This is a genomic window from Streptomyces sp. AcH 505 (genome assembly GCF_000818175.1).
In the GTDB taxonomy this organism is placed as follows: domain Bacteria; phylum Actinomycetota; class Actinomycetes; order Streptomycetales; family Streptomycetaceae; genus Streptomyces.
Map to the genome: position 1 here is coordinate 4,988,463 of NZ_JTIY01000001.1, position 15,814 is coordinate 5,004,276.

Sequence of the window (15,814 nt, forward strand, 5' to 3'; positions counted from 1 at the left end):
CTCCGCCGTCGTGGCCGCGGGCGCGCTCGTCGGGACGCTGGTCGCCACGGGCGGACCGGGGCCGGGGCCTGCGGACACGGCGAGTTCCGCTTCCCGTGTCGCTCCCGCGCCTTCGCTCGCGCCCCCTTCGCCCTCACCGGTCGCCACGGAGCCGTCCCCCTCGCCGTCGCCCACGGCCTCCCCGTCGAAGAAACCGGTCAAGCGGGCCGCCCCCAAGGCGCGCCCGGCGACCGCGCTCTACCGCCATCCCGACACCCAGGTCGGCGAGTGGGTCGGCGCGCACCGCGACGACCCGCGCCGACCGGTGATCGAGTCCCGGATCGCCGCGCGGCCCGAGGCGGTCTGGTTCGACGCGTACGACCCCGGCTCGATCACCGGCGAGGTGCGGTCCGTCACGTCGCGCGCCGCGGCGGCCGGCCGGACCGCGGTGCTCGTGCCGTACGTGATTCCGCAACGCGACTGCGGGGGCGCCTCGGACGGCGGTGCACCCGATCTCGCCGCGTACGACGGGTGGATACGGAACTTCGCGCGCGGCCTCGGCTCCCGCGAGGTCATCGTGATACTCGAACCCGACGCGATCGCCGAGAACGAATGCCTCGACGCGGCGCGGCGCGCCGCCCGTTACGCCTCATTGGCACGGGCCGGCCGTACGCTGCACGCCGCCGACCCGGCGGCGAAGGTGTACTTCGACGGTGGCCACTCCGGCTGGAACTCCGCCACGAAACAGGCCGGTCTGCTGCGGGCCGCCGACGCCGCCGGGAGCAGCGACGGCATCTTCACCAACGTGTCCAACTTCCACCGCACGGCCGACGAGGCGCGCTACGCACGCGCGGTGCTCGCCGCGCTCGGCGGCCCCGCGCGGCTCGGCGCCGTGATCGACACCAGCCGCAACGGCAACGGCGCGCCGCCGGGGGACGAGTGGTGCGACCCGGCCGGCCGGGCGCTGGGGCAGGCGCCGACGACCCGGACCGGCGAGGCCCGGATCGACGCCTATCTGTGGGTCAAGTCGCCGGGTGAGTCGGACGGTTGCAAGGGCGCGGCCGGATCGTTCACCGCCGACTACGCCTACGAGCTGGCCACCGGCTGAGCGCGATGCGCGAGGGCCGGGTTACTTCTGTGGGCTCTCCAGCGCGCCGGGCAGGGCGGCGTCGGCGATCTTCGCCGTGCGTCCCGCGCGCAACACGCCCGCGCCCGCGACGAGTCCGAAGGTCAGCAGCGTCACCAGGCCGAACGACGTCGTCAGGGACGTCGCGTTGGCGATGCCGCCGATCGCCGAAGGGGCGACGAGCCCCGAGGTGTACGTGATGGTGGCGACCCCGGCGATGGCCTGGTTGGCGTTCGGCCCGCTGCGGCCCGCCGCCGCGAAGGCCAGCGGTACGACCACGGCGACGCCGAGCCCGATGAAGGCGAAGCCGGTCATGGCGAGCGCCGGATTCGGCGCCGTCACCACCAGCAGACCGCCCGCGGCGGCGAACACCCCGCCCACCCGTACGGTCTTCACCGCGCCGAACCGGTCGACCACCCGGTCCCCGGCGATCCGGGTGATGGCCATGGTGAGCGTGAAGGCGGTGGTCGAGGCCGCCGCCAGACCGGGGGAGGTGTGCAGCACGTCGCGGAGATAGACCGCAGACCAGTCGAGGCTCGCGCCCTCGGCGAACACCGCGCAGAACCCGATCGTGCCGATGATCAGCGCGCTCTTCGGCGGCAGCGCGAAGCTGGGCGGCGCGTCGGCCTCCGGTGCGCTGCGGACGTCGAGCACGCCCTGGCAGAAGATCAGTCCGAGCGCGGTGAGCACGAGCGCGGCCAGCAGGTGGTGCAGCCGTGCGTCGCTGCCGAGATGCGCGGCGAGCGCGCCCGAGGCCGAGCCGATCAGCGCGCCCGCGCTCCACATCCCGTGCAGCCCGGACATGATCGACTTACCGAGCCGGTTCTCGGTCTCCACCCCGATGCCGTTCATCACCACGTCCGACATCCCGGACGTCGCGCCGTACACGTACAGCGCCAGACAGAGCGTGACGAGGTTCGGGGAGAGCGCGGGCAGGATCAGCGCCAGGGTCCACAGGGCGAGCAGGATGCGCAGCGCGGCGCGGGCGCCGAGCCGGTGGCCGATCGTGCCGACCAGCGGCATCGCCGTCACCGAACCGATGGCGGGGAAGGCGAGCGCGAGCCCGAGCTGGCCCGCGCTGACCCCGGTGTGGTCCTGGATCCAGGGGATACGGGTGGCGAAGCTGCCGGTGACGGCGCCGTGGACGCAGAACACCGCGGCCACGGCGAACCGCGCCCTCCGCAGCCGCTGCCTGTTGTCGACCGCTTCCTTCGTCATTTCGTTCCGTCCTCCCCCTGAGAAGCGTGTGGCGCACGCCTGGTCCCCGTTGCGATGCGTAAACTATCAGGAAGCCTGCCTGATAAATAGCGCGTTAATGCGCCAGGGACGTGGAAGGATCGCCGCCATGGCCGCATCCCCGAGTACCGCCCGAGCCATCAACGACCGGCTCGCCCTGCGACTGTTCCAGCAGGAAGGGCCGCTGACGGCAGGTCAGCTCAAGGTGCTGACCGGCCTCTCCCGGCCCAGCGTCGCCGATCTCGTGGAACGGCTCATCGAGTCGGGGCTGATCCAGGTCGTGGGCGAGACCGGTGACCGGCGGCGTGGCCCGAACGCGCGCGTGTACGGGATCGTCGCCGACCGGGCCCATCTCGCGGCCCTCGACGTCCGCACCGGCAGCGTCTCCGTCGTCGTCGCCGACCTGCTCGGCAGCACGCTCGCCGAGGCGGTCCTGCCGATCGACAGCGGTACGGGCGGCGAGAGCGCCGTCGAACAGGCCGTCGCCGTACTGGAGCGCACGGCCGCCGAAGCGGGGGCGGCGCCGCTGCACAGCGTGGGCATCGGCGCGCCCGGCCTCGTCGACCCCGCGACCGGCGAACTGCGCGACACCACCGGGCTGCCGGCCTGGCACCGCAGCCTCGTCGCCGCCCTGCACAAGCGGCTGCCCGCCACCGTCCTCGTGGAGAACGAGACCAATCTCGCCGCCCTCGCCGAACAGCGGCTGGGCGCCGCGCGCGGCCTGGACACCTTCGTCCTGCTCTGGCTCGGCCACGGCGTGGGCGCCGCCGTCATGCTCGACGGGAAACTCCGGCGCGGCATCTCGGGCGGCGCGGGCGAGGTCGCCTTCCTGCCGGTGCCCGGCACCTCTCAACTGCCGTCGGCGATCTCCTGCGAAGGCGGCTTCCACAGCCTGGGCGGCTCGGTCGCCGTCTGTGAACTCGCCGTGAAATACGGCCTGTCCGCGCTGCCCGGGGCGCGGCAGGAGCCGCCGGCCGCCGCCTTCGTACGGGCCGCACGCGCGGCGGGAGCGGCGGGCGACCCCTTCCTCGACGCGCTCGCCGACCGGCTGGTCGTCGGCGCCGCGGCGGTCAGCGCCGTACTCGACCCCGGCCGTGTCGTGCTCGCGGGCGAGACCGGCCACGCGGGCGGCGAGGATCTGGCCGCCCGCGTCGAGGCCAGGCTCGCGCTCATGTCCCCGCTGCGCACCGAGGTCAGAGCCGGGTCGCTCGGCGGGGCCGCCGTGCTGCGCGGGGCGCTGCTCACGGCGCGCGACGCGGCGCAGGACGCACTGTTCGCGCCCGCCGGGTGACCGCCTGTGATCCAGTGCACAGACCACCACCCGTATGGCCGACGATCAGACGTGGCACACTGGGTGCGTACCAGAAGCAGCGCACTCCGGGGTCGGTGTAATTCCGAACCGGCGGTTACAGTCCGCGACCCGTCCGCAGCCAGCGGCCGGTTGACCAGGTGAGATTCCTGGACCGACGGTGAAAGTCCGGATGGGAGGCAGTGCGCGGCGAGTCGGCATCGGTACGCCGCCGCAGGCGGACCGTCCTCGGACGGTCCCCGTCACCGGACCTGGCGTTGCCGTGGTTGTCTCGTTTTCTCTGTCGTCATCGACAGGCCCCGGAGTCCGTGCCCGAAGAGGCAGGAGGACCCGGTGGCCGACCAGGCCGACATCGCCGCCATGCACCGAGCCGTCGAGCTCGCCGCCCGTGGCCTCGGCTCCACCAGCCCCAATCCGGTCGTCGGATGCGTGATCCTCGACGCCTCGGGCCGCCTCGTCGGCGAGGGCTACCACCAGCGGGCCGGCGGACCGCACGCCGAGATCCACGCGCTGCGCGCCGCCGGCGACCGGGCCAGGGGCGGCACCGCGTACGTCACCCTCGAACCCTGCAACCACACCGGCCGCACCGGGCCGTGCGCCCAGGCCCTCGTCGAGGCCGGCGTCGCCCGCGTCCAGCACGCGGTCGCCGACCCGAACCCGCAGGCCACCGGCGGTGCCGACACCCTGCGCGCCGCCGGGGTCAGCGTCGGGCGCGGGCTGCTCGCCGAGGAGGCCGAGGCCGGCAACATCGCCTGGCTGACGTCCGTACGGCGCGGCAGGCCCTTCGTCCGCTGGAAGTACGCGGCGACGCTCGACGGCCGGATCGCGGCGGCCGACACCACCAGCCGCTGGATCACCGGACCCGAGTCGCGCGCCGACGTGCACCGGCTGCGCGCCGAGGCCGACGCCGTGATCGTCGGCTCGGGCACCGCCCGCACCGACGACCCGCACCTCGCCGCCCGTGACATCGAGGGCGCCGTCCAGCCGCTGCGGGTCGTCGTGGACACCGGGGCCACCGCCGTACGCCCCGGCGCCCGGATCCTGGACGACACGGCGGCCACCCTGGTCGCCGTCGCCGAGGACGCCGACCTCAGCGCGGCCGGCCACCTCAAGGACGTCGTCCGGCTGCCGCGCGCCGCCCGCGGCCTGTCCGTACCCGCGCTGCTGGCGGTCCTGCACGAGCGCGGTGTGCGCTCCGTACTCCTCGAAGGCGGCCCGACCCTGGCCGGCTCCTTCGTCGCCGCGGGCGCCGTCGACCAGGTCGTCGGCTATCTCGCCCCCGTCCTGCTCGGCGCCGGACCCCACGCGCTCGGCGAGGCCGGAATCACCACGATCGGCGACGCGTTGCGACTGCGGATGACGGAGTCCGTACGCGTCGGCGCGGATCTGCGGATCACCGCGACCCCGGCCGACGCCACCGAACCCCACGCCACAACCGCGCGGCCCACAGCCGCGCACGCCACAACCGACCACGCCACGAAGGAGATCTGAGTGTTCACCGGAATCGTCGAAGAGCTGGGTGAGGTCACCGCCGTCGACAACCTCGGCGACTCCTGTCGGTTCCGGCTGCGTGGCCCGTTGGTGACCGACGGCGCGAAACACGGCGACTCGATCGCCGTCAACGGCGTCTGCCTGACCGTCGTGGACCTCGCCGACGGCGAGTTCACCGCCGACGTGATGGCCGAGACCCTGAACCGCTCCAGCCTCGGCGCCCTGACGACCGGCTCCCGGGTCAACCTGGAGCGGCCCATGGCCCTCGGCGGCCGGCTCGGCGGGCACATCGTCCAGGGCCATGTCGACGGCAGGGGCGCCGTCGTGGAGCGCAAGCCCTCCGAGAACTGGGAGATCGTCAAGATCTCGCTCCCCGCCGAACTCACCCGCTACGTCGTGGAGAAGGGCTCCATCACCGTGGACGGCGTCAGCCTCACGGTGGTCGACGCGGGACCCGACTACTTCACCGTCAGCCTCATCCCCACCACCCTCGAAGCGACCACCCTCGGCATCAAGGGGCCCGGCGACCCGGTCAACCTCGAAGTCGACGTCATCGCGAAGTACGTCGAGCGGCTGCTCGGCGACCGAGCCGAGGAGCCCGCCCCGTGAACACCGTCTCGTGGCTGAACAGCGAGGCCTTCACCGCTTTCGGCCAGCACATCCTCTGGTCCGACATGATCGGCAACACCATCGGCCTGATCGCGCTCGCGCTCGGCTGGCGCCGTTCGATCTGGACCTGGCCCGCGCAGTTCGTCTCAGGCGTCATCCTCGTCGCCGCCTACGCCCAGGCCAACCTCAGCGGCGGCATCGGCAAGCAACTCCTCGTCATAGGCGTCGCGCTGTGGGGCTGGCGGCTGTGGCAGCGCGGCAGTCGGCAGGCCCAGGACGGGGCCATCGCCATCCGCTTCGCGAGCTGGCGCGAACGCGGTCTGCTCGCCGGCGGCACGGCCGTCGGCACGCTCGCCGTCGGCGGACTGTTCGTCGCCGTTCCCGAACTGTCCTGGAATCCCTGGCCCGACGCGTACATCTTCGTCGGCACGCTCGCCGCGATGATCGCGCAGGCGCGCGGGCTCGTGGAGTTCTGGTTCGCCTGGCTGCTGGTCGACGTGGTCGGCGTGCCGCTCGCGTTCAACAGCGGACTCGCCTTCTCCGGTCTTGTGTACGTGATCTATCTCGCCCTCGTCCTGTGGGGGATGCGCGACTGGTGGCTGCGCTCGCGCCGTAGCACCACCGTGGCTCTGGAAGGAGCAGCAGCATGACCGCACTGCCCACCTGGTATTCCACCGACAACGTCGAGGACCTGGCCCTCGACCCGGTCGAGCAGGCCATCAGGGACATCGCAGCGGGCCGCCCCGTGGTGGTCGTCGACGACGAGGACCGCGAGAACGAGGGAGACCTGGTCATCGCGGCCGAGAAGGCCACCCCCGAGATCGTCGCCTTCATGATGAGCGAGTGCCGCGGACTGATCTGCGCCCCCATGGAGGGCGACGAACTCGACCGGCTCGAACTGCCGCAGATGGTCGACCACAACACCGAGTCCATGCGCACCGCCTTCACGGTCTCCGTCGACGCCGGGTCCGCCCACGGCGTCACCACCGGCATCTCGGCCGCCGACCGGGCCACCACCCTGCGGCTGCTGGCCGGCGGCGCCGCCCAGGCCGGCGACTTCGTCAGGCCGGGCCATGTCTTCCCGCTGCGCGCCCGGCCCGGCGGTGTGCTCGTACGCAACGGACACACCGAGGCGGCCGTCGACCTCGCCCGGCTCGCGGGACTGCGCCCGGCGGGCGCGATCGTGGAGATCGCAGGCGAGGACGGCGTGATGCTGCGCCTGCCCGAACTGATCCCGTTCGCGCGCAAGAACGGCCTGACGATCATCTCCATCGAGGACCTGGTCGCCTACCGCCGCACCTCGGAGCCGACCGTACGGCGCGAGGCGCAGGTCCGGCTGCCCACCGCCTTCGGCGAGTTCACCGCGTACGGCTACCGCTCCACGGTCGACGGCGTCGAGCATGTCGCCCTGGTGCACGGCGACATCGGCGACGGCGAGGACCTGCTCGTACGGGTCCACTCCGAATGCCTGACGGGTGACATCTTCAGCTCCCAGCGCTGCGACTGCGGCCCGCAGTTGCACGCCTCCATGGAGCGCGTCACCGAGGAGGGCCGCGGCGTCGTCGTCTATCTGCGCGGCCACGAAGGGCGTGGCATCGGGCTGCTGTCGAAGCTGCGCGCCTACGAACTCCAGGAGCAGGGCCGCGACACCCTCGACGCCAATCTGGAACTCGGCCTGCCCGCCGACGCACGCGACTACGCGGCGGGCGCGCAGATCCTCGACGACCTCGGCGTGCACAGCCTGCGGCTGATGACCAACAACCCGGAGAAGACGGCGGCGCTCGTCAGCCACGGCCTGACGGTCACCGGGCGCGAGCCGATGCCCGTACAGGCAGGCGAGCACAACCTCCGCTATCTGCGCACCAAGCGGGACCGGATGGGCCACGACCTGCCCTGGCTCGACCCCGCGGGCGCCGCCGCCTGCGGCAACCAGTAAGCACCGCGCGACCACTTACCACCACAGAAGAACCAGTAACCACCACCGAAGACAAGAGCACCGAGGAGAGACGTGAGCGGCAAGGGCGCACCCGAACTGAGTGTGAAGAACTGCGGCGATCTGCGAGTCGCCGTGATCGCTGCGCAGTGGCACGAGAAGGTCATGGACGGCCTCGTGGACGGCGCGCTGCGCGCCCTGCACGAGCTGGGCATCGACGAGCCGACGCTGCTGCGCGTCCCCGGCAGCTTCGAACTCCCCGTCGTGGCCAAGGTGCTGGCCGGCCGGGGGTACGACGCCGTCGTCGCCCTCGGTGTCGTCATCCGGGGCGGCACCCCGCACTTCGAGTACGTGTGCCAGGGCGTCACCCAGGGCCTCACCCAGGTCTCGGTCGACACCGGCGTCCCCATCGGCTTCGGCGTCCTCACCTGCGACACCGAGGAGCAGGCGCTGGACCGCGCCGGTATCGAGGGGTCCCGCGAGGACAAGGGGCACGAGGCGGTCACCGCCGCCGTCGCCACGGCCGCCACGCTGCGTACCGTCGCCGAACCCTGGCGTTAGGTCCCGGCGTCAGGACCTGGCGCCAGGACCCCTCCGGAAGCCGCGTAAAGTAAGCGTCACCATGCCGAAGAAGACGTTCGAGGAGCTCTTCACCGAGCTCCAGCACAAGGCCGCGACCGCCGACCCCGCCACCTCCCGCACCGCGGAGCTGGTGGGCAAAGGCGTACACGCCATCGGGAAGAAGGTCGTCGAAGAGGCGGCCGAGGTGTGGATGGCAGCGGAGTACGAAGGCAACGACGCCGCCGCCGAGGAAATCTCGCAGCTGCTCTACCACGTCCAGGTGATGATGGTCGCGCGCGGGATCTCCCTCGACGACGTCTACGCCCATCTCTGAGCATCGCCGCCACCGCACCCTCCCGCGTCCCCGCCACAGCCCCGTCGCCACCCCTTCGCACCAAAGGAAGCCGATCTCATGCTGCGCATCGCCATTCCCAACAAGGGTTCACTCTCCGGGCCTGCGTCGGCGATGCTCCATGAAGCCGGCTACCAGCAGCGCAAGGAATCCAAGGAACTCGTCCTCGTCGACCCGGAGAACGACGTCGAGTTCTTCTACCTCCGCCCCCGCGACATCGCGATCTACGTCAGCTCGGGCCGGCTCGACATCGGCATCACGGGCCGGGACCTGCTGCTGGACTCCGGCGCCGACGCCGAGGCGATCCTGCCGCTCGGCTTCGCCCGCTCCACCTTCCGCTACGCCGCCAAGCCCGGCACGGCGACCGGCCTCGCCGACTTCGGCGGGATGACCGTCGCGACCTCGTACGAGGGCATCGTCGCCAAGCACCTCGCGGACAACGGGGTGGACGCCGCCGTGATCCACCTCGACGGGGCCGTCGAGACCGCCATCGAGCTGGGGGTGGCGCAGGTCATCGCGGACGTGGTCGAGACCGGTACGTCGATGCGTAACGCCGGACTCGAAGTGATCGGCGAGCCGATCATGACCTCGGAGGCGGTCGTCATCCGCCGCACCGGCGCCGACGGCGACCAGCCCAAGGTGCGCCAGTTCCTGCGCAGGCTCCAGGGCGTCCTGGTGGCCCGCAGCTACGTGATGATGGACTACGACTGCCGCGCCGAGCACCTGGAGCGCGCCGTGGCCCTCACCCCCGGTCTTGAGTCACCGACCGTCTCCCCGCTGCACAACGAGGGCTGGGTCGCCGTCCGCGCGATGGTCCCCGCCAAGGAGGCGCAGCGGATCATGGACGATCTGTACGAGCTGGGCGCCCGCGCCATCCTGACCACCGCCATCCACGCCTGCCGCCTGTGATGAGCGACCAGCCGGGGGCGCCCGCCCTGCCCGTCACGTTCCGGCCGACCCGCACCCGGGTCGTGCTGCTGAGCGTCGGTGTCGTCCTGTTCGCCGTGATCACGGCCGTCTCGCTGCTCCTGGACAAGGTGCGCCCCGCGGAACGGCTGAGCTTCATCGTCACGGCCGCGCTGTTCTGCGCCGTGCTCGCCGTGCTCAGCCGGCCCAAGGTCGTCGCCGACGAGACCGGCGTCACTGTCGTGAATCTCACCCGCACCCGGCGCCTCGCCTGGGCCGAGATCCTGCGGGTCAATCTGCGCCAGGGCGACCCGTGGGTCTTCCTCGACCTCAGCGACGGCAGCAGCATGCCGGCGCTGGGGATCCAGCCCGGGATCGCCAGGCAGCACGCCATCAGGGACGCTCGCGCCCTGCGCGCGCTCACCGAATCGCACGGCACGGGAACAGAGACCGGCTGAGCCCCTGACGCCCACGCCGCCGACTTGATTACTCTGTTGGCACGGGCGCCGAAGTGCGCCCCGCCCCGCACCCACGGCCGCGACCGGCCGGCGGGGCACCTGCGACCCGAGGAGTGACTCCCTCCAGCAATGGACGGATCGTCCGGTAGTACCTGCGCCGCCCCCTTCGAAGAGGCGGCGGCATGACCATCCCCCTTCTGCTGCTCGCCGCGGCACTCCTGCTGATCCTCGCCAACGGCTTCTTCGTGGCGGCGGAATTCGGCCTCGTCACCGTGGACCGGCCGGACGCCGAGCGTGCCGCCGCCGCCGGTGACCGGCGCGCCCTGACCGTCGTCAAGGCGCTGCGGGAACTCTCCTTCCAGCTCTCCGGCACCCAGCTGGGCATCACCATCACCTCGCTCGTCGTCGGCATGCTGGCCGAGCCCGCGCTCGCGAGCCTGCTCGACGGACCGCTCACGGCGACCGGGCTGCCCGAAGGGGCGGCGTCCGGGATCGCGGTGGTGATCGGCATGCTGCTCGCCTCCGCCGTGCAGATGGTGATCGGCGAGCTCGTACCCAAGAACTGGGCGGTCTCGCGACCGCTCCAGGTCGCCCGGTTCGTGGCCGGACCGCAGCATGTCTTCACCGCCACGTTCCGGCCGCTGATCTCCCTGCTCAACACGGTGGCCAACCGGCTCGTCCGGATGCTGGGCGTCGAGCCGACGGACGAGCTGGACTCGGCCCGTACGCCCGGCGAACTGGTCTCCCTGGCCCGCCACTCGGCCCAGGCGGGCACCCTCGAACAGGACACCGCCGACCTGTTCGTACGCACCCTCTCGCTCGGCGGGCTCACCGCCCAGCACGTGATGACCCCCCGGGTGAAGGTGAGCGCCCTGCAGTCCGACGCGACGGCGGCCGACGTCCTCAACCTCACCCGGGCCACCGGGCTCTCCCGCTTCCCCGTCTACCGCGAACGCATCGACGAGATCGTGGGCATGGTGCATCTCAAGGACGCGCTCGCCGTACCCGAGACCGAACGGCTGCGGACCCCGGCGGGCCGGATCGCGGTGCCCGCGCTGCTGGTGCCCGAGACGCTGCCCGTGCAGCAGCTGCTCGCGCGGCTGCGCAGCGAACAGCCGATAGCCGTCGTGGTCGACGAGTACGGCGGTACGGCCGGCGTCGTCACGCTGGAGGACATCATCGAGGAGCTGGTCGGCGAGGTGCGCGACGAGCACGACGCCGAGGGCGACGGGCGGCCCGAGCTGGCGCCCGCGCCGTCCGAGGACGGCAGCCCCGCCTGGGAGGCCTCCGGCAGCGCCCGGGTGCCCGTCCTGCGGCGGATCGGCCTCGACGTCCCCGACGGGCCGTACGAGACCCTGGCGGGCCTCGTCGCCGACCTGCTGGGCCGGATCCCCGCCCCCGGGGACCGCGCCGAGCTGCCCGGCTGGCGGCTGTCGGTACGCCAGGTCGACCGGTACCGCGCCGAGCGCGTCCGGCTGGTCCGTATCGGTGACGTGGCGGCCGACGCCCGTACCGAGAACGACGACGTACGCGCCACGGCGGGGAGTGTGCGATGAGCGCCCTGCAACTCCTCTTCGCCGTGCTGCTGGTCCTCGCCAACGGGTTCTTCGTGGGGGCCGAGTTCGCCCTCGTCTCGGTGCGCCGCAGCCAGATCGAGCCGCACGCGGCCCGTGGCTCGGCGCGTGCCCGGCAGGTGCTGCACGGGCTGGAACATCTGCCGCAGATGATGGCGGCGGCCCAGTTCGGCATCACGATCTGCTCCCTGACGCTCGGCGCCGTCGCCGAGCCGACGGTGGCGCGGATGCTGGAGCCGCTGTTCCACGCGGCCCGGCTGCCGGACGGTGTGGTGCACCCGCTGGGCTATGTCATCGCGCTGGCCCTGGTGGTCTCGCTGCATCTGGTCATCGGTGAGATGGTGCCCAAGAACCTCGCCATGGCGGCCCCCGAGAAGACCGCGCTGTGGCTCAGCCCCGGCCTGGTCGGCTTCGCCCGGCTCTGCCGTCCCGTCACCGCCGCGCTGGGCGCCTGCGCCCGGCTGGTGCTGCGGGCCTTCCGGGTCGAGCCGAGGGACGAGGTGGAGGCCGTCTTCACCAGCGAGCAGCTCAACCGGCTCGTCGAGGACTCGGGCCAGGCGGGACTGCTCGAACCTGAGGCGCAGGAACGCCTGGAGGACGCCCTGGAGCTGGGCAGCAGGCCCGTCACCGATGTGCTGCTCACCCGGGCGGGACTGATCACGGTCACCCCCGCGGTCACGCCGCGGGAGATCGAGGAGCTGACGGTACGCACCGGCTACTCGCGCTTCCCGGTGTGCGCCGAGGGCAACGGCGCCTTCATGGGCTATCTGCACGTGAAGGACGTCCTGGACCTGGAGGAGCGGGAGCGCGCCGTGCCGCAGCACGTCTGGCGGCCGATGGCGACGCTGCGGGCCGAACTGCCGCTGGACGACGCCCTGACGGTGATGCGCCGCGCCGCCACGCACCTCGCGCAGGTCGCGGACGGCTCGGGCCGGGTGCTCGGCCTGGTCGCCCTGGAGGACGTCCTGGAGATGCTGGTCGGTGAGGTGCGCGACCCGTCGCACCGGGACGGCGAGCCGCAGCAGGCCGTCGTCAGCGAGCAGCGTGCCGACCAGCCCGGGCAGCGCGCCGACCAGAGCGAGCAGGTGCTGGCCGGCTGAGGTCTGGCGCCGTGTGGCCGTGGGTGCCCGCCGGGATCACAGTCCCGGCGGGTCCTGCGGCCGGTTGACCGGGCCGCGCCCGGACAGCACCTCGCCGTACGCCTGCATCAGGTCGGGCAGCCGCAGGGTGGCCAGGTCGTCGCGGGTCGGTGTGCCGGTGTAACCGGAGAGCCGCAGGTCCCGGTAGGCGCAGCTCTTCTCGTACAGCGTGCGGATGAACCGGCCGTTGCCCAGCTCGTCGATCCAGGCCTGGTCGACGACATGGCCGCTGATGGAGCGCAGCTCGTCCACCGACTCCTCGTCCCACACGTCGCCGTTCTCCGCCGCCAGCACCTTGCCTATCGCGGTCAGTTCGAGCGGCCGGTAGCTGGGGAAGTCGACCCGGCTGGTGAAGCGGGAGGAGAGCCCGGGGTTGGTGGCGAGCAGCCGGTCCATGCCCTCCGGATAGCCGGCGAGGATCACCACGAGATGGTCCCTGCTGTCCTCGGCGCGCTTGAGCAGCACCTGAAGGGCCTCGTCGCCGTACGCGTCGCCCTTGCTGTAGCCGGAGTTGGAGAGGCTGTACGCCTCGTCGACGAAGAGCACCCCGCCGATCGCCGAGTCGATCAGCTCGTTCGCCTTGACCGCGGTCTGGCCCAGGAACTCGCCGACCAGATCGGCCCGTTGGGCCTCCACCAGGTGGTCGCCGCCGAGCAGGCCCAGGGCGTAGAAGACTCGGCCGATGATGCGGGCGACGGTGGTCTTGCCGGTGCCGGAGGGGCCCGAGAAGACAAAGTGACGTTTCGGCGGCTGTACGGGCAGTCCCTCGCCCGCCCGCAGCCGGGCCATGTTCAACTGCGCGGAGAGCGCCTTGACCTGGCGCTTCACCGGTTCGAGTCCGACCATCCGCTCCAGCTCGGCCAGTGCGTCGGCGAGCAGTTCGGGGTCGGTGGGGCCCTCGGGGAACCGTGGGGGAGCGGCGTGCCGGTTCGGCGGGCCCGTCTTCTCGCGTATGTCGTCGGGGGTGACGGCGGTGGGTCCCACGCCGCCGAGCGGGGGCTGGAGCGGCGGCGCCTCACCGCCGAACCGCGTGTCGCCGCCGAGCGGGTTGTCGGTGTCGCTCTGCGCCTCCACCACGTCCTGGCCGAAGCCGGCCAGCGCCACCGAGGCGAGTCCTGCCGGGTCGTCCGGGTCGGCCGGGTCGTACGAGGTCTCGTACCCGTCGGAGTCGTTGATCGCGGCGAGCCGGGCCGCCGTGTCCATGAAGGCGGGATCGAGCCGGTGCACCGCCCGGTAGAGGGGTAAGGCCGCGGCGCTGCGGCCGGTGCCCTCATGGGCGCGGGCCAGCCAGTAGCGCAGCTCCTTGCGCTGCGGCTGCTCGCTGCGGCAGCGCATCAGCGCGGTCGCCAGCAGCGGCTCGGCCTGCCCGAACATGTCGAGTCTGACCCGGGCCATCCCGCCGAACAGGCCGGCCTCGGTGCCGAGCAGCGGGTCGTCGACGAGCGGTTCGGTGTGGCGGACCAACTGGTCCCAGTCCTTGACGAGATAGGCCCGGCAGGCGTGCAGGAAGCGCACCTGCGGATCGGCGTCCACGGGCGGCAGCCCGGCCAGCGCCCGGTCCAGCTCGGGCACATGGCGCCCGTCGAGCCAGTGCGACGCGTGGGCGAGCAGCAGGTCGCGCCCGCTCTCCAGCACCGGCTGCACCCACCAGCCGAGCCAGTACCAGGAGTTGAGGGTGCGCCGGTGCCGGGCGCGCTGTTCGCCGAAGCGGTCGCGGTTGCTGTACATGCGCAGCAATGCCGTCGTGGTGTCGACGCGCAGCGCGTGCAGTCCGAGCCAGCCGTCGGCCATCGCGGGGTCGAGCCGGACGGCGGTTCTGAACTCTTCCTCCGCCTGCGGGTACGCGCCCATCGTGTACGCGTCCACGCCGCGCATCCAGGCGAGGTCGGCCGGGCCCCCCACGCCCTGCGAGCCGATGTTCATCTGGTCCCCCACCGAAACACCTCTTCGCGGACGGGAATTGACCGCACCGGGATGCATCGTACCTGCGCAGGGGGTGTGCGACTAAGGGAGCGTGGGACCCCGCTCAGCACTCCGACGGTGACCCAAAGTGATCAGAAAGGGGGGTGTGGCGCCGGAAAAGGGGCGTTGAGGGCAGAACGAAGCCCCCGATCACGGGGGAACAACCGGGGGCTTCGCGTCTGCGGCGGCTCCGAAAAGCCGCACATTGAGAACGTAAGACCTGTCCGGCCCCTCGGTCAAGCGGAGTTGGCGCACTCGCCCGGCTGATTTCCGACTGCTCAGTATGGAGCGAAGGGCTGATCACGTTACGTGATGCCGCTGTGCTCTCCTGGTGTCACATCGGTTCCCGAAGACACCACATATCCCTCTGGTGTCTCCCGTACCAGGGCATCGGCGAAGGATACGGACGGATCGGCCGCGAAATGGCTTGTCTCCGCCCTGATCCAGTCGTCCCAGAAAGCGGACTGCTCGGGTCCGTCCCGGCGCCTGCCGCGCTGCCAGGACGCCTCGGCGTCCCGGTCCATCCAGAAAAGACGGGCGAGCAGCGGCCGCAGCGCCCGGCGCCCGGCCCCGACCCCCTCGACGAGTACCACCGGCGCGGGCGCCAGGGTGCGTGGGGGGAGGAACCGGCGCGCGGTCCAGTCGTACGGCGCGTACCGCGCGCTCGCGCCCCGCGAGAGCGGGCCCGTCACCTGCTCGGCGAACCGGTCCGTCCAGTCGAAGAGCTGTTCGTGGCTGGCGAGGTCGTCCAGGCGCAGGACGGGCGCGTCGCCGAGCGCGGCCGAGAGGCGGTCGGCGAAGGTGCTCTTCCCCGACCCCGCGTGCCCGTCCACCGCGACGAGCCGCACCGGACCGCAGGACGGCGGCAGGGCGCGCAGGGTGTCGCCCAACCGGATCAGATCGGTCGGGGCCGGCGCTTCCTTCGGGTCGTCCATTCGGCCTACTTTACGAGGCATCGCAGGTCACGCCAGTGGTCGAGACCAATATTGCTTTTGGCGAGTCGTCGCCTTTCGCTGGCAGAAGACGGCCCCGAGCGGCAATAGTTGGGCACGGCCGAACCGGCGATTGACCAGTTGTCACCCGCCCGCCCGTCACCCTTCCGTCTCCGACCGGGGGTCACATGACCACGCCCACCTCCCGCAGAACCGTCCTCGCCGCCGCGATCGCCACGGTGGCCGC

Annotated in this window: 15 protein-coding genes and 1 riboswitch; of the genes, 12 read left to right on the forward strand and 3 right to left on the reverse strand. The window is 72.1% G+C overall.

Annotated features, from left to right (window positions below; genetic code table 11):
- The first annotated feature begins 37 nt into the window (after window positions 1-37).
- Window positions 38-1,087: a glycoside hydrolase family 6 protein gene (locus HY68_RS22815; RefSeq protein ID WP_241778786.1), complete on the forward strand. Its 1,050-nt coding sequence runs from the start codon at window positions 38-40 to the stop codon at window positions 1,085-1,087.
- Window positions 1,088-1,108: 21 nt separating this feature from the next.
- Here the strand turns inward: HY68_RS22815 and HY68_RS22820 are convergent, their stop codons facing one another.
- Complete coding sequence (locus HY68_RS22820; RefSeq protein WP_041991712.1) at window positions 1,109-2,323, reverse strand: MFS transporter; 1,215 nt, start codon at window positions 2,321-2,323, stop codon at window positions 1,109-1,111.
- 127 nt (window positions 2,324-2,450) lie between these two features.
- Here HY68_RS22820 and HY68_RS22825 point away from each other — a divergent pair, with 127 nt between their 5' ends.
- From HY68_RS22825 to HY68_RS22875, 11 genes are all read left to right on the forward strand, one after another.
- Window positions 2,451-3,632 (forward strand): ROK family transcriptional regulator, encoded by a 1,182-nt coding sequence (locus tag HY68_RS22825; protein WP_041991713.1) that lies wholly within the window; start codon window positions 2,451-2,453, stop codon window positions 3,630-3,632.
- Window positions 3,633-3,709: 77 nt separating this feature from the next.
- Window positions 3,710-3,840: riboswitch (FMN riboswitch) on the forward strand.
- A 143-nt stretch (window positions 3,841-3,983) separates the two neighbouring features.
- Window positions 3,984-5,141, forward strand: a complete 1,158-nt coding sequence (ribD, locus tag HY68_RS22830; protein ID WP_078863726.1) for a bifunctional diaminohydroxyphosphoribosylaminopyrimidine deaminase/5-amino-6-(5-phosphoribosylamino)uracil reductase RibD — start codon at window positions 3,984-3,986, stop codon at window positions 5,139-5,141.
- On the forward strand, window positions 5,142-5,750 hold the full coding sequence (locus HY68_RS22835) for a riboflavin synthase (protein ID WP_041991715.1): 609 nt from the start codon (window positions 5,142-5,144) through the stop codon (window positions 5,748-5,750). It begins immediately after the preceding gene.
- Window positions 5,747-6,400, forward strand: a complete 654-nt coding sequence (locus tag HY68_RS22840) for a nicotinamide mononucleotide transporter family protein (protein ID WP_041991717.1) — start codon at window positions 5,747-5,749, stop codon at window positions 6,398-6,400. Before HY68_RS22835 ends, HY68_RS22840 begins: the two co-directional genes overlap by 4 nt.
- Window positions 6,397-7,686, forward strand: a complete 1,290-nt coding sequence (locus HY68_RS22845) for a bifunctional 3,4-dihydroxy-2-butanone-4-phosphate synthase/GTP cyclohydrolase II (RefSeq protein WP_041991719.1) — start codon at window positions 6,397-6,399, stop codon at window positions 7,684-7,686. The genes HY68_RS22840 and HY68_RS22845 overlap by 4 nt, the downstream gene beginning before the upstream one ends.
- A gap of 72 nt (window positions 7,687-7,758) precedes the next feature.
- Window positions 7,759-8,244 carry a 6,7-dimethyl-8-ribityllumazine synthase gene (gene ribH / locus HY68_RS22850; RefSeq protein ID WP_041991721.1) on the forward strand — a complete coding sequence of 162 codons (486 nt, stop codon included), beginning with the start codon at window positions 7,759-7,761 and terminating at the stop codon, window positions 8,242-8,244.
- 61 nt (window positions 8,245-8,305) lie between these two features.
- The gene (locus HY68_RS22855) at window positions 8,306-8,578 is read left to right on the forward strand and encodes a phosphoribosyl-ATP diphosphatase (RefSeq protein WP_041991725.1); all 273 of its coding nucleotides are present in this window, start codon (window positions 8,306-8,308) and stop codon (window positions 8,576-8,578) included.
- Window positions 8,579-8,656: 78 nt separating this feature from the next.
- Window positions 8,657-9,505 carry an ATP phosphoribosyltransferase gene (gene hisG, locus HY68_RS22860; protein ID WP_041991727.1) on the forward strand — a complete coding sequence of 283 codons (849 nt, stop codon included), beginning with the start codon at window positions 8,657-8,659 and terminating at the stop codon, window positions 9,503-9,505.
- Complete coding sequence (locus HY68_RS22865; RefSeq protein ID WP_041991729.1) at window positions 9,505-9,960, forward strand: PH domain-containing protein; 456 nt, start codon at window positions 9,505-9,507, stop codon at window positions 9,958-9,960. Before hisG ends, HY68_RS22865 begins: the two co-directional genes overlap by 1 nt.
- Window positions 9,961-10,142: 182 nt before the next feature.
- Complete coding sequence (locus tag HY68_RS22870; protein WP_041991731.1) at window positions 10,143-11,516, forward strand: hemolysin family protein; 1,374 nt, start codon at window positions 10,143-10,145, stop codon at window positions 11,514-11,516.
- Window positions 11,513-12,634 (forward strand): hemolysin family protein, encoded by a 1,122-nt coding sequence (locus HY68_RS22875; protein WP_041991733.1) that lies wholly within the window; start codon window positions 11,513-11,515, stop codon window positions 12,632-12,634. Before HY68_RS22870 ends, HY68_RS22875 begins: the two co-directional genes overlap by 4 nt.
- A gap of 36 nt (window positions 12,635-12,670) precedes the next feature.
- Here the strand turns inward: HY68_RS22875 and HY68_RS22880 are convergent, their stop codons facing one another.
- A complete protein-coding gene (locus tag HY68_RS22880; protein ID WP_041996854.1) occupies window positions 12,671-14,596 on the reverse strand; it encodes an AAA family ATPase in 1,926 nt (641 codons plus the stop codon).
- A gap of 344 nt (window positions 14,597-14,940) precedes the next feature.
- Window positions 14,941-15,570: a hypothetical protein gene (locus tag HY68_RS22885; RefSeq protein WP_041991735.1), complete on the reverse strand. Its 630-nt coding sequence runs from the start codon at window positions 15,568-15,570 to the stop codon at window positions 14,941-14,943.
- Window positions 15,571-15,814 lie beyond the last annotated feature (244 nt).

What these genes read in the sequence shown, in the direction of transcription:
- HY68_RS22820 (WP_041991712.1), bottom strand. Translation starts at nt 2,323, where the DNA reads ATGACGAAGGAAGCGGTCGACAACAGGCAGCGGCTGCGGAGGGCGCGG.
- HY68_RS22825 (WP_041991713.1), top strand. Translation starts at nt 2,451, where the DNA reads ATGGCCGCATCCCCGAGTACCGCCCGAGCCATCAACGACCGGCTCGCC.
- HY68_RS22845 (WP_041991719.1), top strand. Translation starts at nt 6,397, where the DNA reads ATGACCGCACTGCCCACCTGGTATTCCACCGACAACGTCGAGGACCTG.
- HY68_RS22855 (WP_041991725.1), top strand. Translation starts at nt 8,306, where the DNA reads ATGCCGAAGAAGACGTTCGAGGAGCTCTTCACCGAGCTCCAGCACAAG.
- hisG (WP_041991727.1), top strand. Translation starts at nt 8,657, where the DNA reads ATGCTGCGCATCGCCATTCCCAACAAGGGTTCACTCTCCGGGCCTGCG.
- HY68_RS22865 (WP_041991729.1), top strand. Translation starts at nt 9,505, where the DNA reads ATGAGCGACCAGCCGGGGGCGCCCGCCCTGCCCGTCACGTTCCGGCCG.
- HY68_RS22870 (WP_041991731.1), top strand. Translation starts at nt 10,143, where the DNA reads ATGACCATCCCCCTTCTGCTGCTCGCCGCGGCACTCCTGCTGATCCTC.
- HY68_RS22875 (WP_041991733.1), top strand. Translation starts at nt 11,513, where the DNA reads ATGAGCGCCCTGCAACTCCTCTTCGCCGTGCTGCTGGTCCTCGCCAAC.
- HY68_RS22880 (WP_041996854.1), bottom strand. Translation starts at nt 14,596, where the DNA reads ATGAACATCGGCTCGCAGGGCGTGGGGGGCCCGGCCGACCTCGCCTGG.
- HY68_RS22885 (WP_041991735.1), bottom strand. Translation starts at nt 15,570, where the DNA reads ATGGACGACCCGAAGGAAGCGCCGGCCCCGACCGATCTGATCCGGTTG.